20 protein-coding genes, 1 tRNA gene and 1 pseudogene are annotated in these 19,441 nt (G+C 57.4%); 7 read left to right on the top strand and 15 right to left on the bottom strand.

The genetic code is table 11. The features are described 5' to 3' along the window. Nucleotides 1–271 precede the first annotated feature (271 nt). The 3 genes from JN756_RS08120 to JN756_RS08110 form a co-directional block, all read right to left on the bottom strand. Nucleotides 272–1,297, bottom strand: coding sequence for a histone deacetylase family protein (locus tag JN756_RS08120; protein WP_057004981.1), 1,026 nt, complete (start codon nt 1,295–1,297; stop codon nt 272–274). An 87-nt stretch (nt 1,298–1,384) separates the two neighbouring features. Then, the gene (locus JN756_RS08115) at nt 1,385–2,614 is read right to left on the bottom strand and encodes a Zn-dependent hydrolase (protein ID WP_057004980.1); all 1,230 of its coding nucleotides are present in this window, start codon (nt 2,612–2,614) and stop codon (nt 1,385–1,387) included. Between the two features lie 13 nt (nt 2,615–2,627). Next, nucleotides 2,628–3,947, bottom strand: coding sequence for an MFS transporter (locus JN756_RS08110; protein WP_046384359.1), 1,320 nt, complete (start codon nt 3,945–3,947; stop codon nt 2,628–2,630). 158 nt (nt 3,948–4,105) lie between these two features. Here JN756_RS08110 and JN756_RS08105 point away from each other — a divergent pair, with 158 nt between their 5' ends. After that, a complete protein-coding gene (locus JN756_RS08105) occupies nt 4,106–5,044 on the top strand; it encodes a LysR family transcriptional regulator (protein WP_057004979.1) in 939 nt (312 codons plus the stop codon). Between the two features lie 370 nt (nt 5,045–5,414). Here the strand turns inward: JN756_RS08105 and JN756_RS32200 are convergent, their stop codons facing one another. Further along, nucleotides 5,415–5,756, bottom strand: coding sequence for a helix-turn-helix domain-containing protein (locus tag JN756_RS32200; protein WP_057004978.1), 342 nt, complete (start codon nt 5,754–5,756; stop codon nt 5,415–5,417). A gap of 298 nt (nt 5,757–6,054) precedes the next feature. Between JN756_RS32200 and JN756_RS08100 the strand changes: the two are divergent. Then, nucleotides 6,055–6,849: pseudogene (locus JN756_RS08100) on the top strand (EAL domain-containing protein); the annotation flags it as partial. Nucleotides 6,850–6,864: 15 nt separating this feature from the next. Here the strand turns inward: JN756_RS08100 and JN756_RS08095 are convergent. Continuing rightward, nucleotides 6,865–7,158 carry a hypothetical protein gene (locus JN756_RS08095; RefSeq protein WP_108524342.1) on the bottom strand — a complete coding sequence of 98 codons (294 nt, stop codon included), beginning with the start codon at nt 7,156–7,158 and terminating at the stop codon, nt 6,865–6,867. A gap of 136 nt (nt 7,159–7,294) precedes the next feature. Between JN756_RS08095 and JN756_RS08090 the strand changes: the two genes are divergently transcribed. Further along, nucleotides 7,295–8,155: a DUF6216 family protein gene (locus JN756_RS08090; protein WP_201021977.1), complete on the top strand. Its 861-nt coding sequence runs from the start codon at nt 7,295–7,297 to the stop codon at nt 8,153–8,155. Nucleotides 8,156–8,249: 94 nt separating this feature from the next. On the opposite strand, the gene JN756_RS08085 is transcribed toward JN756_RS08090, so the two are convergent. The 3 genes from JN756_RS08085 to JN756_RS08075 all read right to left on the bottom strand — a co-directional run bounded on the left by JN756_RS08085 (nt 8,250) and on the right by JN756_RS08075 (nt 9,302). Further along, the gene (locus tag JN756_RS08085) at nt 8,250–8,486 is read right to left on the bottom strand and encodes a hypothetical protein (RefSeq protein ID WP_057004976.1); all 237 of its coding nucleotides are present in this window, start codon (nt 8,484–8,486) and stop codon (nt 8,250–8,252) included. A 138-nt stretch (nt 8,487–8,624) separates the two neighbouring features. Beyond that, complete coding sequence (locus JN756_RS08080; RefSeq protein ID WP_126588981.1) at nt 8,625–8,996, bottom strand: helix-turn-helix domain-containing protein; 372 nt, start codon at nt 8,994–8,996, stop codon at nt 8,625–8,627. A 3-nt stretch (nt 8,997–8,999) separates the two neighbouring features. Then, nucleotides 9,000–9,302: a type II toxin-antitoxin system HigB family toxin gene (locus JN756_RS08075; protein WP_046384363.1), complete on the bottom strand. Its 303-nt coding sequence runs from the start codon at nt 9,300–9,302 to the stop codon at nt 9,000–9,002. 453 nt (nt 9,303–9,755) lie between these two features. On the opposite strand from JN756_RS08075, the gene JN756_RS08070 reads away from it, so the two are divergent. Beyond that, nucleotides 9,756–10,574, top strand: coding sequence for a DUF6236 family protein (locus JN756_RS08070; protein ID WP_169865059.1), 819 nt, complete (start codon nt 9,756–9,758; stop codon nt 10,572–10,574). 886 nt (nt 10,575–11,460) lie between these two features. On the opposite strand, the gene JN756_RS08065 is transcribed toward JN756_RS08070, so the two are convergent. The 5 genes from JN756_RS08065 to dapA all read right to left on the bottom strand — a co-directional run bounded on the left by JN756_RS08065 (nt 11,461) and on the right by dapA (nt 15,149). Continuing rightward, nucleotides 11,461–11,550: transfer RNA gene (locus JN756_RS08065), tRNA-Ser, on the bottom strand. 83 nt (nt 11,551–11,633) lie between these two features. After that, entirely contained in the window at nt 11,634–12,347 is a 714-nt protein-coding gene (gene purC / locus JN756_RS08060) for a phosphoribosylaminoimidazolesuccinocarboxamide synthase (protein WP_017844921.1), read from the bottom strand. Between the two features lie 27 nt (nt 12,348–12,374). Further along, complete coding sequence (locus JN756_RS08055) at nt 12,375–13,133, bottom strand: MBL fold metallo-hydrolase (protein WP_017844920.1); 759 nt, start codon at nt 13,131–13,133, stop codon at nt 12,375–12,377. Between the two features lie 4 nt (nt 13,134–13,137). Then, complete coding sequence (bamC, locus tag JN756_RS08050; RefSeq protein WP_046384365.1) at nt 13,138–14,253, bottom strand: NlpB/DapX family lipoprotein; 1,116 nt, start codon at nt 14,251–14,253, stop codon at nt 13,138–13,140. Between the two features lie 17 nt (nt 14,254–14,270). After that, complete coding sequence (gene dapA / locus JN756_RS08045; protein WP_017844918.1) at nt 14,271–15,149, bottom strand: 4-hydroxy-tetrahydrodipicolinate synthase; 879 nt, start codon at nt 15,147–15,149, stop codon at nt 14,271–14,273. Nucleotides 15,150–15,422: 273 nt separating this feature from the next. Between dapA and JN756_RS08040 the strand changes: the two genes are divergently transcribed. Both JN756_RS08040 and JN756_RS08035 read left to right on the top strand, forming a co-directional pair. After that, the gene (locus JN756_RS08040) at nt 15,423–15,983 is read left to right on the top strand and encodes a glycine cleavage system transcriptional repressor (RefSeq protein ID WP_003172487.1); all 561 of its coding nucleotides are present in this window, start codon (nt 15,423–15,425) and stop codon (nt 15,981–15,983) included. Between the two features lie 10 nt (nt 15,984–15,993). Continuing rightward, nucleotides 15,994–16,467: a peroxiredoxin gene (locus tag JN756_RS08035; RefSeq protein ID WP_046384366.1), complete on the top strand. Its 474-nt coding sequence runs from the start codon at nt 15,994–15,996 to the stop codon at nt 16,465–16,467. 38 nt (nt 16,468–16,505) lie between these two features. On the opposite strand, the gene JN756_RS08030 is transcribed toward JN756_RS08035, so the two are convergent. Beyond that, nucleotides 16,506–17,576, bottom strand: a complete 1,071-nt coding sequence (locus JN756_RS08030) for an AI-2E family transporter (RefSeq protein WP_017844916.1) — start codon at nt 17,574–17,576, stop codon at nt 16,506–16,508. A gap of 32 nt (nt 17,577–17,608) precedes the next feature. Continuing rightward, nucleotides 17,609–17,848 carry a sulfurtransferase TusA family protein gene (locus JN756_RS08025; RefSeq protein WP_017844915.1) on the bottom strand — a complete coding sequence of 80 codons (240 nt, stop codon included), beginning with the start codon at nt 17,846–17,848 and terminating at the stop codon, nt 17,609–17,611. 95 nt (nt 17,849–17,943) lie between these two features. Between JN756_RS08025 and JN756_RS08020 the strand changes: the two genes are divergently transcribed. Further along, nucleotides 17,944–19,377 carry a M48 family metalloprotease gene (locus JN756_RS08020; protein WP_057004971.1) on the top strand — a complete coding sequence of 478 codons (1,434 nt, stop codon included), beginning with the start codon at nt 17,944–17,946 and terminating at the stop codon, nt 19,375–19,377. Nucleotides 19,378–19,441: the final 64 nt, after the last annotated feature.

Below are 19,441 nucleotides of genomic sequence, written 5' to 3'. Positions count from 1 at the left end.
CGCCCTCAAGCGCACCCGCACGGGGTTGACGCTCGAACCGCGACTTCACACGCCTTGTCGAGCCATCGACTACTGACAAGTCCCACCTTTGTGATGCGACCCCGTGCCCCCGACCGGATGTGTCCCCTTCGGACACGCTGCGGCAAAAAACGGGCTACACGCCAACACCACCAAAACCCCGACCAATAACAGCTTCTTCATACCATCCTCCGTGATCGTCACGACATATGATGGCACAAAGATATCACACCTCCACAAAACCGATACTCGGTTACTTCGCCCAAGCCTGCGGGCCGCTGAAGAACGCCTGCGCATTGCTGTCCAACGTCTCCAGGTGATACCCGCCCTCCTGCACGATCACACAGGGCAACCCCAGGCCGCGGATGTGCTCACCCAAGCGCGCAAACCCGTCCCGCGTCACCGCGACTTTGCTTTGCGGGTCCAGTTCATAGATATCGAAGCCCAGGGAGAGCACCAGCACATCTGCAGAAAAGTCCTTCAGCGCCTTGAGGGCTAGTTCGAGCTGTTCAAAGAACACCGCCTCGCTGGCACCGTGGGGCATCGGCAGGTTGAGGTTGAAACCTTCGCCGGCCGCGTTGCCGCGCTCGTCGGCAAAACCGGCGACAGCCGGGTAGAAGTTGGTCGGGTCGCCGTGGATCGACACGTAGAGCACGTCGTCGCGGTCGTAGAAAATCTCCTGAATGCCTTGGCCGTGATGCATATCGGTATCCAGCACCGCGACGCGCTGGAAGCCTTCGCGCAACACCTGCGCCGCCACCGCGGCATTGTTGATGTAGCAGAAGCCGCCCGCCGCATCGAAGCGCGCGTGATGACCGGGGGGGCGACACAGCGCGTAGGCGGCGGGCGCGCCATCGAGGACGGCCTTGGCGGCAGCGACGGCGCTTTGGGCCGACCAATAGGCCGAGCGCCAGGTCCGTTCGCCGACCGGGCAACTGCCATCCGCCAGGTAGCGTGCGGCTTGGGCGAGGATGCCGCGCAGGGCGTTGGGTTCACGCACGAAGATGTTGGACATGACTTCGTCGCCCCACTCTTCAGGGATTTCCTTCCAGCGCGGGTAAGCCTCCTGAAGGAAGGTCAGGTAGGGCGCAGCGTGTACCGCCAGCAGCGGCTCAAGGCCGTGGTCCTCGGGTGACACAATCTCAAACCCCAGGGTTTGCGCGGCCCGCAGCAGGTTGCGGGCGCGCTCGGGGACTTCCTGCGGCGTTCGCATCTGGCCACGGGAGTAGTAGCTGCGCGGATGATGCAGGAGTTGTTCGGGGTGGAAGAATGTTTGCATGGGAATCTCCTGAGTGAACACGCTGCCGGTGGGCGCTGGCTTGCCTGCGGCCCGGCAGGTCGTCTTCAGTCGTCCTGAATGAGGCGGTCAGTTGGCTTGGCCGGCACGTTTCAACACGGCGTTGAGTAAAACATCGGCGCCCTGGCGCACATCCTCGGGCAGTACGTCTTCGGCTTCGTTGTGGCTGAGGCCGCCGACGCAGGGGATGAAGATCATCGCCGTCGGGCAATAGCGTGCGAGGTGGATGGCATCGTGGCCGGCGCCGCTGACGATGGGCTGCTGGCTGTAACCCAAGGCGTCCACCGCCGCTTGCACGCAGGCCACGCATTCGGCGTCGAACGGCGTCGCTGGGCTGATCCAGTGAGGGCTGATGGTGACGCTCAGGCCGCGCTTCTGCGCGATGGCCTGCAAGCGCGCCCTGACCTGCTGCTCCATCGCCTCAATGTCGGCGTCGCGGTGATGGCGCAGGTCGACGGTGAAGGTCAGCAAACCGGGAATGGTGTTGCGCGAAGACTTGGCAATGCTCAACTCGCCGACGGTGGTGAGGCCCTGGGGGGCGAAATCCATGGCGAGGCATTCCAGGGCCTGGATCATTTTCGCGGCGCCATACAGCGCGTCCTTGCGCAGCGGCATCGGTGTGGTGCCAGCATGCGCGGCCAGCCCTTCGACCCGCACATCGAGCCAGCGAATCGCCTGGCCACCACTGACCACGCCGATGCTCTTGGCGTGGTCCTCAAGGATCGGGCCTTGCTCGATATGGGCTTCGAAATACGCATCCACCGCCCCGCCCAGAGCACGCTTGCCGTGGCAGCCGAGCGTGCGCAAGGCGTCGGCCACGCTGATGCCGTCGGCATCGGTGGTGGCCAGGGCTTGGTCCAGCGCCAACGTACCGGTGAACACGGCGGAGCCGAGCATGGCGGGGGTGAAACGGGCGCCCTCCTCGTTCGTCCATACCGCGATTTCCAGCGGCTTGCGGGTCTGGATGCCATGGTCGTCGAGGCTGCGCATCACCTCCAGGCCGGCCAGCACGCCGTAGACACCGTCGAAGCGGCCGCCTTCCGGCTGGGTGTCGAGGTGACTGCCGATCATCACCGGCGCGGCGTCCTTATCCGTACCGGCACGCCGGGCGAACAGGTTGCCGATGGCGTCCATGCTCAAGGTCAGCCCGGCGGCCTTGCACCAGTGGCTGAACAGCTCGCGACCGGCGTGGTCTTCGGCGCTCAACGCCAGGCGGCAACTGCCGCCGCGCGCGGTCGCGCCGACTTCGGCCATGGCCATCAGGCTGGCCCATAAACGCTCACCCTTAATCTTCAACATTGCACCCGCTCCATTAAACACCAGGGGCCATTTCCAGACGGTGGGCAGTGGCGTGGCGGCGCGACAAGGCCAATACGCTCACCAGCGAGACCGCCGCGATCAGGCTGTAAAACACTGCCATCGGCCACCATTGGCCTTGGTATTCGTGGGCCAGCCAGGTGCCGATCAACGGCGTCAGGCCACCGGCCAGCGCACCGCACACCTGATAGGCCAGGGAAATCGCGGTGTAGCGCACGCGGGTTTCAAACAGGCCGCTGACAAAGCCCGCGATCACCGCATAAAACGAGGCCATGCACACCACCGCCAGGGCGATGCCGAGGATGATCAACGGCGCCTCACCGCTGCTGACCAGCACGAACATCGGGTAAGGCGACGCCATCGCCAGCACCGTCATCGCGCAGAGGAAACGCGTGGCGCCGACCTTCTCCGCGACCCAGGCCGCCAGGGGCTGTACGCAGAACTGGATGATGGCGACGACGAACAGGCACTCCAAAATCAACGAGCGCGGTAGGCCCAGTTGCTGAGTGCTGTAGGCAATCATAAAAGTGTTGGTGAAATACACGCCGGCGATGCCCAGGGTGTTGGCACCGATGCACAGCAGCAGCGGGCGCCAGGCGGTTTTCAGCACCTCGATCACCGGGGCCTGGTCCGGCTTGAGCGCCCGTGCCTTTTCGGCCAAGGCTTTGTCTTCGAGGAACTCAGGCGACTCGTTCACCCCCAGGCGAATCGCCAGGCCAACGATCAACAGCAAGGCGCTGGCCAGGAACGGCAGACGCCAGCCCCAACTGAGCAGGTCTTCTTCGGGCAAACGGGTCACCGCGCTGAACGCCAGCAGCGACAGAATCAGCCCCGCCGGGCTGCCCAACTGAGCAAAGGAGGCAAAGAAATTGCGGCGGCCCTTTGGCGCATGCTCGCCGGCCATCAACACCGCCCCGCCCCACTCGCCACCGACGGCGATGCCCTGCACGATGCGCAACAGCACCAGCAGGACCGGCGCCGCGACGCCGATCTGCGCGTAGCTCGGCAACAACCCGATACACACCGTGACCACGCCCATCATGACCAGAGTGATCACCAGCGACTTCTTGCGGCCGATGCGATCGCCGATATGCCCGAACACAATGCCGCCCAACGGCCGCGCGAAAAAGCCCACGGCAAAGGTGCCGAACGCGGCCATGGTGCTGAACAATTTATCTTCGGAAGGAAAAAACAGCTGACCGAACACCAACGCGGCGGCGGTGGCGTAGATGTAAAAGTCGTACCACTCGATCATGGTGCCGATGAAAGCGGCGGCCGCAGCACGGCGAGGCTGGGGCGAAGCGGAAGGCTTCATGGGGTGGGCTCCTTTGGTTATTTTTTTGGCAGGAGAAAGGTCGAACGCATGCGCTCTGATGGCGCTTGTTGAGGGTGATTTATCGTCGCGGGGCTATGATTAGTCAATTTTCTATTTATTATTCCAATTATAAATCCTGCTTATTATTGAGCCGCGCCATGCCCGAAACCCGTCGCGATATTCACCCGCTGCTCAACGACCGCCTGGACTGGAACCTGCTGCGCACCTTCCGCGTCATTGGCCAGGAACTGAGCATCAGCCGCGCCGCCGCACGCCTGCACCTGACTCAGCCGGCCATCAGCCAGGCCCTCAAACGCCTGGAAGAACAACTCGACTGCCAACTCATCGCCCGCCGTGGCCCGCGCTTCGTACTGACCGAGGCCGGCGAACAGATCTTCGCCATCGCCGGCGAGATGTACGGCCAGGTCTCGCAGATGAGCAACGCCCTGCAAAAACCCGGCGATGAAGTGATCGGCAAAGTGCGCCTGCTGATGATCAGCCGCATCAACTCCAACACCTTCGATGAGTTCCTGGCCGACTTTCACCGCGAACACCCGCGGGTCGACCTGGAGGTCGAGGTAATGCGCAGCTCCGACATCGTCGCCGCCCTGCTGGAAAAAACCGCCACCCTGGGCCTGAGCCTCAACCGCCGGCCACAGCCGCGCCTGGAACAACATCTGTTCCTGCACCAGCGCTATGGTTTTTTCTGCGGCAAACACCACCCACTGTTCGGCCGCAGCGGCTTGGCCGAAGGGGACTTGCAGTCGGAAAACTTCGTCAGTTTTACCAGCGACCAGATCGGCGGGATGCTCTCGCCGTTGACCATATTCCGCGATCAGCAGGGGTTCAGCGGGCGGATCGTGGCGTCGTCATCCAGCCTGGAAGAAGTGCGCCGCCTGGTCATCGCCGGGTTTGGCCTGGGCTGCCTGCCGATTCATGTGGTGGCGGAGGATGTGCAGAACGGACTGCTCTGGCGATTACCGCCGGATGAGGGGATTGCGGATGTGGATATCCATGTGTTGTGGCATCGGGAGCAGAAGATGAGTCGCGCAGAAACAGTGTTTATCGACAGTCTGCTGGCTCGTCTGGCGCGGTAGTCGAATGTATTCAGCGATTTATCAGATGGTTCTCTCAGGCGAACTCAATAGGGCCTTGGCTTATTCATCCTGGACTTCGGCGAACTTTGTAGACTCTTTCCTCGTCAACTAAAGTTCAGCTCGTTGAAAACATTGTTTTTGCTTCGCCAATTAATGACACCTGTCACACCGGCCAGGCCAAACTTTAAAAAAGTTCATCAATACCAACGAACACATCTCTGATGCACTCATCTAGCAGCGGGAACAGAAATAACATTATGCGTTCCTATACTTAATGAAGCTTAAACAACCACCTTCAAAAAATAATAAACCGCGCCTGACTCTACTCAGTGTTTTGCGCCACCTATCAGGTGAATTGAACCGAGTACTGCTATGGCTCTCGATTCTTCAGGATCCTTTTTGCGGCGCCAATAATTTCTTTCAGCGACGTTTCATCTGCTTGATAGGCAATGTCGCATAGGCAGTGGCGAAGGTTCGCGGCGGTTGGTTCAGCGTGATCCCGGCTCGTGAAAAAAGCATCCAGTCCCACGCCCAGGACGTCAGCGATTCGCTCCAACATCTCGATGCTAGGGGCGTATTCGCCCCTCTCGTAACGACTCACTGTCATCGACTCACACCCCAGTGCTTCGGCAAGGGCGGCCTGTGTCCATTTATTGTCTAGTCGTAAGTGCTTGATTCGCTTGCCTATACGTATAGTGGCACTTTGCTTCATCTGAAATATCACTTAAAATCAAATGCTTACACCTATTCACCTCCCCAGGAAGATCATAAAAAGGCTAGATTGCTATTATTTTCTAGCCAATTTCAGTATAGTCATTTTTTGACTATCTGAACGATGTTGAATTGCTAAGGAATTTTCCCATGGACGCCGAAAATTATGCCTGCCGGAAAATGCGATTGATTTTTGGTGCCTGCAGGTACCCGCGCTTGAGAAGCACCCAGCATTTATTTGTCGTTACAGGTCAAAAAACACCGCTCCTATTGCCTATGGTTGGGTAACTGGGGGGTAAACGTTCATGCTCACACCTTCCCACCTTCAACAACTGACACGACAAGGCATGATCGAACAGGCGTTACGCCAGGTCGATATCGAGCACGAATTCAGCCTGGTTTTTCAGCCGGTGATTGATTTGCGCAGCTGGCGCACCGTAGCGTTCGAAGCATTGGCACGCTGGAACAGCCCAGAGCTAGGTGACGTGCCTCCCGGCCAGTTCATTCCGATTGCCGAGCGGATCGGCCTGATAAATCGCCTGACCACTCACCTGCTCGGCAAGGCATTGCTGATTGCCTCTGATTGGCCCCGTCACATTTGCCTTTCTTTTAACTTGTCCGCGCACGACTGTGCTTCAGACGAAATCGCCGGACAAATAATCGAAATCATCAAGGCCAGCCATTTCGACGCCAGGCGACTGGACCTGGAAATAACCGAAACAGCGATCATGCAGGATGTTGTTAAAGTGCAACATACTATTGACAGGTTCTGTCGGCTAGGTTGCGGAGTGGCCCTTGACGATTTCGGCACTGGATACTCCAGCCTTAGCCAACTACTTTCGCTGGCGCTCACTAAAATAAAAATAGATCGAACCTTTATTACTGGCATTGACGAAAACCCCACCAGCTACAAAATTGTAAAGTCTCTAGTTGCTTTGAGCAGTGACATGCAACTGGAATGTATAGCCGAGGGCGTGGAAACTCGCGAGGAATTGGAATCCTTGATTAGCCTGGGTTGTTTTTTTGTCCAAGGTTATTACTTTTCGCAGCCCATGCATCATTCGCACATAGATAATTGGCTCAAAGACAATTGAATGGTTCGTGGCATGTCAAAAATTCAATGTCGAGCGCTGACTGAAGTGCAGACCTTCGCAAGGTTTCTCTAATATCCAACCCGGTGCAAAGTGGCTAAACCTGGAAGCGTCCTTGCATTTTCTGGCCAACTGCAGCCCAGAGATCCAGGCAACGGATTCCTCAGGCACGGTGGCCTTGGTTTGCTCGGATAAACCGCCAGCCTTGCGCGCTTCGCTCATGGTCTCCTCGGCCTGTTTGCTGAAGGCGCCGGAGGCACACTCCAGCTCGGAGGAAACCTGTTTGAACTGGTCGCGGGTGGTGTCGGACATGGGTTATCCTCCCTGTAGGGTATAAACCTCTATCGCCGCAGACACAAAAAACTTAAGGACGAGTTGAAAATGCCTATTGCTTAATGGCTAAAAAGCCAATTAAACCTTCCATCAGAACTAAATCAAGGATGACTCTGTGTCACAGCAAAACTTCAACGACAACATCGTAAACTGGACATTTGAAAACTATGCAACACTGGCAAGCTTAGGTAGCGGTATCGCCATCTGCTTGTTAGCTTTGTACATTTATTCACGTTCAGGCTCACTGATATTCCTACGCGACTTAATGTGGCGCTTTTTCGGCGGCTCCACAAAATTTGAAACCGAAGACTACGAACAAGTACGAAAAAGCCTCAGGGAAGTTGAATACTACCGATTCGAGTTCAACATACCCGCACAGAACTTGGCTGACACCAAACTCGCCGAAGAATGGATCAAGAAAAATGGCTTCTGCCATAGAGATGTTGCACGAGCAAGAAAATATATAGACTGGAAAAACTTTGACAGCCTAAAATTTAAAGAGGCCCTGTTTTCGAAAAAAGCTCAATGTGCGTTTTTTGCGCTACTCTTCTTTTTCTTCGTAATTATCAGCATTTCAGTACCACTTACGAACGCAAAATACCTGATGGTTTCATTGAAAGACGCTCCGGAAGCTCCGTCATTTTACCTATCCGAGGGCGATGCTAAATTCAGCTTTTTCAAATCCAACCCAACGCTAACAGAGAAAGAGTGCCAGTCACCGGAATCACTTAAAAAATTTATCAATCACGAGTTCTCAGAAAAAAATATCAACATCATCTGCTCGCTCTTTGGCGAGGACAAATACCGTGAGCATGTAAACAATGGGCTCAAGGGGCAACGAGGGCTTCTTCTGGCAATCGTCGCAATTTCGATTTTCTCCGTGTTCTGTATATTGGTGCGAATATCCAGATCAGATGTTGCAAAAAAACTCCACGAAAAAATTCATCCGCCCAAAAAACAAATTTTCAAAAAATAACCCATCCAGCTGAATAGCTTTGCGACTCTTACATTACACCGTTAGAGTCGCCTCGCTGGATTGATCACACCCCGAAACCTATCTAATGCCTTTTCTAGACTACGAGCAGGCTCATAGAACGTTTGGCGAAGACCTTCGCTGCGGCCTCTTCCGCTGACAGCGAAGCTCCGAAGATGCTGTCCAGCCGCATGGCGGAATCGACCGACACGGCGTTGCCACTGCTGGAGGTGCTGAACCACTCTTGCCAGAAGGCCCTTTCAGCCAAGCCGATGGGCACGCCGAGCCACTGCTGCAAGGCGGCGCGCAGCCGTCCGGGTTTCCAGCGTTTCACGGTCAGACGCCCGCCATGATCGGGTTGTTGAAGAAGCCCTTGCGGCCACCGATGTCGGTCAGCCATGAACGGCAGGCAAAAAAATCCGGCACTCCTATCAGAAGCCCGGATTTTTCAGCAAATCAAACTAGCTCAGTACTACAGAGTTTTTACCGGCTTAATCAAACTCTCCGCCGGAATCCCAAACATCTCATGCAGTTTCCAAATCATCGGCAGCGTAAGAGCTCGCTTCCCGTTCAGAACCTCATAAACCCGATTCTTGCGCCCGATGGCAGGCACAAGGTCTGTCGCTGACAAACCGGACTGCTCCATCCTGAAACGTATGGCATCCACCGGGTTGGGCAGGTCAACCGGGAAGTGTTTCGTTTCATAAGCTTCGATCAGCGTAATCATTACCTCTAGGTAATCCCCTTCAGGAGTCCCTGGCTCTGGCTCATTATCGAACAGCGGCGAGACAGCCTTCAGCGCTTCTTGGTAATCCTGTTCGGTATGAATGGGGCGAATGTTCATGGGTTACTCCATTTCAACAGTATCTGCGTCAACGGCGTCGTACTGCTTATGTGTGCCGACAAATTTGATATAGAGAGCGCTGTAGCGGTAGGCCACAGCGACCACTAGCCGGTAGTCATTGCCCTTGATGTTGAACACGACCCGGCGGCTCTTGAGAACGCTCGCATGGCGAAATTGGCCTTTGATGTCTGCGGGCGTCTGCCAGTTCGCTTTCTTGACCTCGTCAATCCAGGCAAGGAGGGATTGCTCTGAATCCGGATATTTCTGCCAAAAAGTCTTGAGCTGGCTGATCGCGATGATTCTCATAGAATGATCCTAGTCCCACGGTGGGACTCACACAAGTGCGTTTCATCTGTTTGCCGTGTCCTGATACTCCCCCACACTCAGAAACGCCAAACTGAAATCATAAAAAAATTTTGCAGTCAGACACCCGCCATGATCGGGTTGTGGAGAAGCCGTCGCGGCCACAGAAGAGATGTACGTCGCCGTGGTGGGGATCAAAGGGTCCACGATCACTGCGGCGCCGGTGCGACCGCGACGAGAGCATTCAGCACAAAGTGGATGATCCCGGAGCCAGCCGAGTCGAGTATTTTGCCAGTGGTAGCTATAGAGCCTGGGTTTACTCTCGCTCATCGCCGGGGAAATTTGATGCGTGCGAAACGTTATCAATTAGAACTTTTAAAAGCCTTCACTAGACTCAATCAGCAACCCCTGATAACTTAACTTAAAATCAGACCCAACTTATAAAGTACACACAACATGACTATTGAAAACAACATGAGAGGGATAGTTATAGCACCCTCACTAGATCTCGACGCACATAAAAATATTAGCTACTTAGGAACCATTCACCCTGACACCTTTAAAAAATACTTACTTTACTTTGACAAAATTGACATCCCAAAAACTACCAGAATAGGTTTTGAATCAACACCTGACGATAAATTTCTCGAGAGCGCTGGGATCTTAGAGCACACGCTGCACGACGAGGGCTCTACATTTCAGCCAAAGCACACAAAACTAAACCTAATCGAAAATGCCCTGAAGATACGCCATAGTGTCCAACCTGGGCAGTGGAGCCTGGCGAATCACAAGCTCTCTCCGAGCGAGAACCAGCTTACGAAGAACCCAGGGATCGAAATAAAAATTTATGAATGCCTACCGATTCCAAGCCCAGAATCATCTTTCGACGACATATTAAACTACAAAGACAAGAGAAAAGATGAACTATTAGAATTTCGAAATCATCTAGACGACATCTACCAACTGATTCTTTCTCAGCCAGACACCGAGAGAGGTTTAGTGACAGCAATAGCAAACCTCAAAAAATCCATAACCAACGTCAATGCCTCAGCTACGAAAGGCCTACTACGAAGAGTTGCTTCCAGCTTCAACATCAGCCTTAACATCGAAAGCACTTTTTCGTTGGCCAGTGCTTTACTAGCAGGAGACAAAAGTCAGGTCATCAAAGAAGCATTGGGTTTCATTAGCTTTGAACCTGCAAAACTATTTACAGCGACTGAGATCCCGAAGGATCTAAAGGCGCTCTCTTATTTGGTCAACCTCAACAAAATATGACATCACTCGTCCAACCTTTATAACTCGATAGCGATGGGGATCCGTCCTATGCGGGGATGCAGCAACCAACCTGAGATCTTTTTACTCTCTAACAGAAAATCTACAAAGTAGGCGTTTCAAGTGTTTTTCCGCAACGACACAGTGATAAAACTTTGACGCACTATCGGCGCAAACTGTCCTGACAGATGGTCAAGTACCGCGTCTCTCAGAGCGTCTCGATAACTCAGCAATCATTCGATCATGCAGTCGCTGGACCCAGTTGCGATAAGTCCTATCCGCCGATGGCTCCAGTCCCAGCTGCCGCATCTGCTCAGCAACGGACAGCTCCCGTTCCGGTAGATAGCGCAAGCTCGCCAATTTGGCTAACCGCTGGCCCTACTCACCTTGATGTTGCAACCAGGCCAATGCGGCTTCCACCTCGCGTGCCATGTGATCGGGACCAACTCCCACGAGTAGATCCCTTGAGCCCGGCGTACCACGGGGCCCCCCCCCCAGTTTTGGCAAGACATTCGAAAGAGAATCGGTGCGCGTTTGGCAGCATCAACACGGACTCGAACAAAGTAAGCATCTTTCAGCTCGAAGTGATATTCGCTTTCGGGGGGAGTTCATGGTTTTTTCACCCCGATCCAAAAGCTGCAGGTACGTGCGCGCTTCGGCGTACTGAATAACGCCTGCTGTGCCTTCTACGGAGGCCACCACATTGCTTGAGTAGGCAGCGGTGGGAGAGCCGCGCAACAAGGCGCGGTAGCGGGTATCGCATCACCAAATCCTTATGAGTGATGGAAGGCTGCTGGGCGAGCCTTGAGAATTGCCCTAAACCAAACCCCAACAACGAAAAAGCCCCTGAAATGTTCAACCATTTCAGGGGCTTAGTCGTATTCAATAATGGCGGAGAGATAGGGATTCGAACCCTAGGTACCGGTGAAGGTACAACGGATTTCGAATCCGTCCCATTCGGCCACTCTGGCATCTCTCCAACGGCGCGCATCATAACAGCCTGTCTCTGGAAAGCAAAGCGCCGAAGCGATTTTTTTCCGTGCTATCAGATGCTTGCGTCGATTACAGCGGTACGCCGAGGCGCTTGGCGACTTCTTCGTAGGCTTCGATCACATCACCGAGGCCTTGGCGGAAGCGGTCCTTGTCCATCTTCTTCTTGGTGTCCTTGTCCCACAGGCGGCAGCCGTCCGGGCTGAATTCGTCGCCCAGGACGATGGAGCCGTCGTGGAACACGCCGAATTCAAGCTTGAAGTCGACCAGCAAGAGGCCGGCGTCGTCGAACAGCTTGCTCAGCACGTCGTTGACCTTGAGGGACAGTTCCTTCATGCGCGCCAGTTGCTCGGCGGTGCCCCAGCCGAACGCCACGACGTGAGATTCGTTGATGAACGGGTCGCCCTTGGCGTCGTCCTTCAGGAACAGCTCGAACGTGTAAGGGTTGAGCTTGAGGCCCTCCTCCACGCCCAGGCGCTTGACCAGGCTGCCGGCGGCGTAGTTACGCACGACGCATTCGACCGGGATCATGTCCAGCTTCTTGACCAGGCACTCGTTGTCGCTCAGCAGTTTATCGAATTGGGTCGGAATGCCGGCCGCTTCGAGTTTCTGCATGATGAAGGCGTTGAACTTGTTGTTCACCATGCCCTTGCGATCCAGTTGTTCGATGCGCTTGCCGTCGAACGCCGAAGTGTCGTTGCGAAACAGCAGGATCAGGCGGTTGGCGTCGTCGGTCTTGTATACCGACTTGGCTTTGCCGCGGTAGAGTTCTTCACGTTTTTCCATGATGGGCTCCGCTTTGAGTGAGGTGGGCTAGGCGATGTGTCGCCAGTCGAGCCCTGAATCTTGATCGGCCAGTTGCAGCCAGTCCGGGTCGCACCCAAGGGTATCGACAAAACATTGCCGGGCCAGCTGCGGCAGGTTGTTCTTGCTGCTCAGGTGGGCCAGGACCAGGTGTTGCAGGTCTTGCCAGCCCAACTCATACACCAGGTACGCCGCCTGGTGGTTGTTCAAATGCCCGAGTTCGCCGCCCACCCGTTGCTTGAGAAAGTACGGGTAATGACCGCGAGCCAACAGGTCTCGGCAGTGGTTGGACTCGATCATCAATGCATCGAGATCCCGGTAACCGTCCAGCACCTTGGCGCAGTAGGAGCCCAGGTCGGTGAGTACGCCGAAACGTCGCTCGCCGCCACTGAATACATACTGCGTCGGCTCCTGGGCGTCATGCGCCACGGCAATCACATCGATGCTCAAGGCACCGATCTGCAACTGCTCGCCACCGGCCAGGAAGCCTGCGGGTTCAATGGGTTTGCGCATCCCGCGCAAGGTGCCGCGACTCAGGTACACCGGAAGATTGTAGCGCCGAGACAGCAAACCCACGCCATGCACATGGTCGGCATGTTCGTGGGTCACCAGAATCGCGCTCAGCTGCGAGGGGTGAACCCCCAGGCGCAGCAGGCGCCGCTCGGTTTCCCTTAACGAGAAACCACAATCCACCAGCACATACGTGTCGTCTTGAGCGACCAGCGTGCCGTTCCCTTGGCTACCGCTGCCGAGAACGGCAAAACGCATCGGATCAGCCCAGGTTGTCCTGAATCACGCCCAACACTTTGCGCGCTGTTTCAGCTGGCGCAACGGTGTTGATGTTCTTCTCGACGGTGACTTGCACGCTGTCGCCAACCTTGCTCAAACGAATCTGATAACGCTCGGCGCGGGTTTCGATCTCTTCCTTGGTCGGCGCGCTGCCGAACAATTTGCTGAAGAAACCTGGCTCGGCGTCTTTCTTCTCGGCTTTTTCCGCCACGTTGATGTAGTACAGGCCCAGGCTGCGGTTGATGTCTTCAACACGCCAAGGGCCTTGTTCCAACGCGCGACCGACACTGGCCCAGGCACGGTCCAGATCTTCACCCAGGTTCAGCACCACGTTGCCGCTGCCGTCTTCGGTGAGGCTGACGCGGCTCGGGGTATCGTAATCGCGTGCGGCGAGCAGGGAGATCGAACCGCCCTTCTCGGAAATACGGCTCATGCTGGCCAGCATCTCGTCGACCAGTGCGGCGTCGACGCCGGTGTTGACCGAGCGGTTGGTGAACTCGACGTTGGATGTGCTGCCGGCAGGACGCTCGGCGCTGACCACATAGACTTCACTGGTATTGCGCTGCACGCCAGGCTCGATGCGTACACGTACACGGGCTTCGCTGTCAGCGGCGATACCGCCGGACTGCAAACGCTTGGCCATGCTGGCGGACAGCTCGCTGCCCTGCTGCCACGCCGTGGTGAACTCACCGGTCTGCGGGCGCTGCTCGTCGATGCGAAAGCCATTGTCCTGGAAGAACTGCACCGCCACCGGCCAGACTTCGGCAGGTGGGCGCTGTGCCACGATCCAACGCGAATCGCCGCTCTTCTGCAGGCTGTAGTCGCTGGTATTCGCCACGGCCGAGATCGGCTGTGGACGCGGCACCACGTACTCACCCTTGGCAGTGTCGTCGGCGACATTGCGCGGAATCGGCAGCAACGGGTCAAGGCGCTTGGCGACGTTGACGTCCGGCGGCAATTGCATCGGTTTGGTTGCTTGTGCTTCCAGGTAATCGCTGCCGCGGTCACGGAAGTAGCCTTCCGGGCCCCAGATCCAACCGCAGCCGCTGGTGCTGGAGATAATCAAGGCAAGTGCGGAAAGTCCGGCCAATCGCTTCATGCGTAGTGCTTCCTCAATTAAACCAGGACGCCGGACTGGCGCAGGGCCTGTCGCAGCGGTTCGTGACAGGCTTCGCTGAGGCGGGTGAGCGGCAGACGGATACCGTCCGGCATCATGCCCATCTCGAACAGCGCCCATTTCACGGGAATAGGGTTGGATTCGATAAACAGTGTCTTGTTGAGCGGCATCAGTTTTTCGTGAATCGCACGCGCGGTCACGGCATCGCCGGCGAGGGCGGCGGCGCACATGTCGCTCATGGCACGCGGGGCCACGTTGGCGGTCACCGAGATGTTGCCCTTGCCGCCCAGCAGGATCAGCTCGACAGCAGTGGCATCGTCGCCGGAATACACCAGGAAGTCGCTGCTCACGCCTGCCAGGATGTCCTTGGCGCGCTGCAGGTCGCCGGTGGCTTCCTTGATACCGATGATGTTCGGCACGGTGGACAGGCGGATCACGGTCTCGGCCTTCATGTCGCACGCGGTGCGACCTGGCACGTTATAGAGGATCTGCGGGATATCGACCGCTTCGGCAATGGTGCGGAAGTGCTGGTACAGGCCTTCCTGGGTCGGCTTGTTGTAGTACGGGGTCACCAGCAGGCAGGCGTCGGCGCCGGCTTTCTTGGCGTTCCTGGTCAGCTCGATCGCTTCACGCGTCGAGTTGGCGCCCGTACCGGCGATCACGGCGATACGGCCCGCGACACGCTTGACCACGAACTCGATGACCTGGATGTGTTCTTCCACGTCGAGAGTGGCCGACTCACCTGTGGTGCCGACCGCCACAATGGCGTTGGTGCCCTCTTGCAGGTGGAAGTCCACCAGTTTGCCCAGGCTATCCCAGTCGAGACGACCTTGTGCATCCATGGGTGTGACCAGTGCCACCATACTGCCCGCAATCATGCAACCGCTCCTGCCGGAAAAAGAGAGCCGTAATGGTACTGGCGCCAAGATGCTTGTACAAGCGAAGTACCGCCTGAGGATGCGTTCTGGCGCAACTAAACGACGGGCATTGCCATCATTGCGCGAAAGTGCGGGCCGAGACGGGGTAAAAACCCGCCGATCACGCAATGAAAACGCCACCTCCTATCCCTTGGCGACGCTTTTCGCTACCCTTCATGCTTTGATCGATACAGCCCTCACCGTATCGACCGCTCATCGTTTTAGGAAGGCTGCATGTCCACCCCCACAGTTCGCGAACAATTCCTTGTTATCAGTGCCCTCGGCGCCAACCCCATGGAGCTGACCAACGTCCTGTGCCGCGCCAGCCATGAAAACCGCTGCGCCGTCGTCACCTCCCGTCTCACCCGCCATGGCGAGTGCAGTGCGCTGGTGCTGCAGATTTCCGGCACCTGGGACGCCCTGGCACGCCTGGAGACCGGCCTGCCGGGCCTGGCCAAGAAGCACGACTTCACCGTCAATGTGGTACGCAGTGCCGCGCTGGAAAACCGCCCGCAGGCCCTGCCTTATGTGGCGTATGTCAGTTCGGCCTACCGCTCGGACATCGTCAACGAGCTGTGCCAGTTTTTCATCGACCATAACGTCGAGCTAGAAAACCTCACCTGCGACACCTACCAGGCACCGCAAACCGGCGGCACCATGCTCAACGCCACGTTTACCGTGACCTTGCCGGCCGGCGTGCAGATCAGTTGGCTGCGCGACCAGTTCCTCGACTTCGCCGATGCCCTGAACCTCGACGCATTGATCGAGCCGTGGCGCCCACAGAACCCAATGTAAGGAAGCCCCCATGGCGGTAGTCATCGACAAACCCGTAGCCGATTTCGAAGCCCAGGCCACCAGCGGCCAGACCTTCAGCCTCGCTGCCCTCAAGGGCAAGCAAGTGGTGATCTACTTCTACCCGAAGGACAGCACCCCGGGTTGCACCACCGAAGGCCAGGGTTTCCGTGACCAGTACGCGGCGTTCAAGGCAGCCAACACCGAAGTGTTTGGCGTGTCGCGCGACAGCGTGAAGTCCCATGAGAACTTCAAGGGTAAGCAGGAATTCCCGTTCGAGCTGATCAGCGACAAGGACGAAGCGGTTTGCCAGCTGTTTGACGTGATCAAGCTGAAGAAGCTGTATGGCAAGGAATACCTGGGCGTGGATCGCAGCACCTTCCTGATCGACAAGGATGGCGTGCTGCGCCAGGAATGGCGTGGCGTGAAAGTGCCAGGGCATGTGGACGCCGTGCTGGCGGCCGCCCAGGCTTTGCATAACGCGTGAGCATCATCGGGAGAGGGCGCACGCGCCCTCCCCTCGCTTCAGAGTAAGGGCGCCACCACCGGTTCCTGCCGCGGCCATGCATCCAGCACCGCCTTGAACAGCGTCGCCAGAGGGATCGCAAAGAACACGCCCCAGAACCCCCACAACCCGCCGAACAACAATACCGCGCAGATGATCGCCACCGGATGCAGGTTGACCGCCTCCGAGAACAGCAGCGGCACCAGTACGTTGCCGTCCAGGGTCTGGATGATGCCGTACACCGCCATCAGGTAGATAAACTGGTCGCTCCAGCCCCACTGGAACAAGGCGATCAACGTGACCGGCACCGTCACCACCACCGCGCCGACATACGGCACCACCACTGAAATGCCCACCAACAATGCCAGCAGCGCCGCGTAGTTCAGGTCCAGGGCAATAAAGGCGATGTAGGTCACGCCGCCACAGATGATGATCTCGATCACCTTGCCGCGAATGTAGTTGGCGATCTGCCGGTTCATCTCCTCGGCCACCCGGGTGATCAGCGCACGCTCACGCGGCAGATAGCCACTTACCCAGCGGCCGATCATCGCGCGGTCCTTGAGGAAGAAAAACACCAGGATCGGCACCAGCACCAGGTAGATCATGATGTTGACCAGCAACGGCAGGCTGGACAGGGAAAAGGTCACCGCCCACTGCCCGAACTTTCCGATCTCGCCGCGTGCCACTTCGATGGCTTGCAATACCTGCTCATCCGACACCAGATGCGGGTAGCGCTCCGGCAACAGCAGCAATAGAGACTGCCATTTGGCGAGCATGCCGGGCAACTCATTGAACAGGGTGATCAACTGGTGCCACAGCAGTGGCACGACCACCACGATAAATACCAGCAACAGCCCCATGAACAAAGCAAATACCAGCCCCACTGCCGCCGCGCCCGGTAAGCGCAGACGCTCCAGGGTGGTGACCAACCCCTGCATCAGGTAGGCCAGCACCATCCCCGCCAGCACCGGAGCGAGCATGCCGCCCAGGGTGAGGACGGCGGTAAAGGCCAGGAACAGCAGGACCGCCAGCACCACGGCTTCCTCGTCGGAGAAGTAGCGCTGAATCCAGTCTCGTAACACTTTGAACATCAATCAACCTCGGGTGGTGGGAAGCGGACGCTTCAGGCCTTGCGCAACCAATAACGGTAGACACCGGCGGCGTCTTCTTCATGCACCAGGGTATGACCGGCCAGCCTGGCAAAGGTGCGGAAATCACGCTGGGAACCGGCATCCGTGGCGATGACTTTGAGCACCGCGCCGCTGGCCAATCGATTGAGTTCGAGTTTGGCCTTGAGCAAAGGCAACGGGCAATTGAGGCCGCTGGCATCGAGTTCGGCATCAAAGGCTACAGCGTCGGTCATGGTTTTACTCCGGGCAAGCGTTCAGGTTGCTTAGAATATCTGGTCCGACGCTCAGTGTCCGGCTACAGTAAGCTCTTTGTCGAAAGGCTCTGTGCATGACTTTTTTGCGCCCCACCCTGCTGACGCTGGCCTGCCTGCTGGCCTCCCCGGCCTTTGCCGACGACCTGCCGTCACTTGGCGACGCCAGCTCAGCCATTGTCTCGCCGCAACAGGAATACCAACTGGGTCGCGCCTGGCTTGCCTACTTACGCGGCCAGGTCGCGCAGCTCAACGATCCGCAGCTCAAGGATTACGTCGAAACCAGCGTGTACAAACTGGTGGAGACCAGCCAGGTCAATGACCGCCGCCTGGAATTCATCCTGATCGACAGCCCGCAGCTCAACGCCTTTGCCGCACCTGGCGGTATCGTCGGGGTCAACGGCGGGCTGTTCCTCAACGCTCAGACCGAAGGTGAATACGCCTCGGTGCTGGCCCACGAATTGGCTCACTTGTCCCAACGCCACTTCGCGCGCGGCGTCGAAGCGCAACAGCGCATGCAGATCCCGATGATGGCCGCGATGCTCGGCGGCATCATTGCCGCCGCAGCCGGTGCGGGCGACGCCGGCATTGCTGCAATTGCCGGCACCCAGGCCGCGGCGATCCAGGAACAACGGCGGTTCTCGCGCCAGAATGAACAAGAAGCCGACCGCATCGGCATCCTCAACCTGGAGAAAGCCGGTTACGACCCACGCTCCATGCCGACCATGTTCGAGCGCCTGATGCGTCAATACCGCTTCGACGCCAAGCCGCCGGAATTCCTGCTGACTCACCCGGTGACCGAATCGCGCATCGCCGACACCCGCAACCGCGCCGAACAGGCCAAGCTCGGCGGCACCGAAGACAGCCTGCGTTATCAATTGATTCGCGCACGGGTGCAGCTGAAATACGAAGACACGCCAGGCCTCGCCGCCAAGCGCTTCCAGGCCCAACTGGACGAAAACCCGAAAAGCGACGTGGCGCGCTATGGCCTGGCCATCGCCCAAATCAAGGGGACCAAGCTCAAGGAAGCCCGGGAAAACCTGGCCCCGCTGTTGGCCAAGTCGCCCAACGACATTACCTACAACCTGGCGCAGATCGAACTGGACATCACCAACAACCGCTTGCCGGATGCCCAGCAACGCACTGACCGGATGCTCACCCAGTACCCCGGCAACTATCCGCTGAACCAGGTGCGAGTGGACCTTTTACTCAAACAGAACCGCACCGCCGATGCGGAAAAGGCCCTGGACGGTTTGCTCAAGTCGCGCCCGGACGATCCGGACGTGTGGTACCAAGTCGCCGAAACGCGCGGCTTGTCCGGCAATATCATCGGCCTGCACCAGGCGCGCGCCGAGTACTTCGCCCTGGTCGGCGACTTCCAGCAAGCCATTCAACAACTGGACTTCGCCAAGCGCCGTGCCGGCAGCAACTTCCCACTGTCGTCACGTATCGACGCACGCCAGCGTGAGCTGATCGAACAGGAACGCTTGGTGAAAGGAATGATGGGCTAAACCCACCGCCCACAAAAAAGCCCCGCCCTCGTTAAACGAAGGCGGGGCTTTTTTATGCGCAGGT

The sequence above is a fragment of the Pseudomonas sp. Y39-6 genome, assembly GCF_023651955.1.
Lineage (GTDB): Bacteria > Pseudomonadota > Gammaproteobacteria > Pseudomonadales > Pseudomonadaceae > Aquipseudomonas > Aquipseudomonas veronii.
Note: the sequence above shows the minus strand (reverse complement) of the source record. Positions and strands in the feature narration are given on the sequence as shown.

Excerpts from the sequence above, each read along its gene's own strand:
- JN756_RS08120 (WP_057004981.1), bottom strand. The coding sequence starts at position 1,297 with ATGCAAACATTCTTCCACCCCGAACAACTCCTGCATCATCCGCGCAGC.
- JN756_RS08115 (WP_057004980.1), bottom strand. The coding sequence starts at position 2,614 with ATGTTGAAGATTAAGGGTGAGCGTTTATGGGCCAGCCTGATGGCCATG.
- JN756_RS08110 (WP_046384359.1), bottom strand. The coding sequence starts at position 3,947 with ATGAAGCCTTCCGCTTCGCCCCAGCCTCGCCGTGCTGCGGCCGCCGCT.
- JN756_RS08105 (WP_057004979.1), top strand. The coding sequence starts at position 4,106 with ATGCCCGAAACCCGTCGCGATATTCACCCGCTGCTCAACGACCGCCTG.
- JN756_RS32200 (WP_057004978.1), bottom strand. The coding sequence starts at position 5,756 with ATGAAGCAAAGTGCCACTATACGTATAGGCAAGCGAATCAAGCACTTA.
- JN756_RS08095 (WP_108524342.1), bottom strand. The coding sequence starts at position 7,158 with ATGTCCGACACCACCCGCGACCAGTTCAAACAGGTTTCCTCCGAGCTG.
- JN756_RS08080 (WP_126588981.1), bottom strand. The coding sequence starts at position 8,996 with ATGAACATTCGCCCCATTCATACCGAACAGGATTACCAAGAAGCGCTG.
- JN756_RS08075 (WP_046384363.1), bottom strand. The coding sequence starts at position 9,302 with ATGAGAATCATCGCGATCAGCCAGCTCAAGACTTTTTGGCAGAAATAT.
- JN756_RS08070 (WP_169865059.1), top strand. The coding sequence starts at position 9,756 with ATGACTATTGAAAACAACATGAGAGGGATAGTTATAGCACCCTCACTA.
- purC (WP_017844921.1), bottom strand. The coding sequence starts at position 12,347 with ATGGAAAAACGTGAAGAACTCTACCGCGGCAAAGCCAAGTCGGTATAC.
- JN756_RS08055 (WP_017844920.1), bottom strand. The coding sequence starts at position 13,133 with ATGCGTTTTGCCGTTCTCGGCAGCGGTAGCCAAGGGAACGGCACGCTG.
- bamC (WP_046384365.1), bottom strand. The coding sequence starts at position 14,253 with ATGAAGCGATTGGCCGGACTTTCCGCACTTGCCTTGATTATCTCCAGC.
- dapA (WP_017844918.1), bottom strand. The coding sequence starts at position 15,149 with ATGATTGCGGGCAGTATGGTGGCACTGGTCACACCCATGGATGCACAA.
- JN756_RS08040 (WP_003172487.1), top strand. The coding sequence starts at position 15,423 with ATGTCCACCCCCACAGTTCGCGAACAATTCCTTGTTATCAGTGCCCTC.
- JN756_RS08035 (WP_046384366.1), top strand. The coding sequence starts at position 15,994 with ATGGCGGTAGTCATCGACAAACCCGTAGCCGATTTCGAAGCCCAGGCC.
- JN756_RS08030 (WP_017844916.1), bottom strand. The coding sequence starts at position 17,576 with ATGTTCAAAGTGTTACGAGACTGGATTCAGCGCTACTTCTCCGACGAG.
- JN756_RS08025 (WP_017844915.1), bottom strand. The coding sequence starts at position 17,848 with ATGACCGACGCTGTAGCCTTTGATGCCGAACTCGATGCCAGCGGCCTC.
- JN756_RS08020 (WP_057004971.1), top strand. The coding sequence starts at position 17,944 with ATGACTTTTTTGCGCCCCACCCTGCTGACGCTGGCCTGCCTGCTGGCC.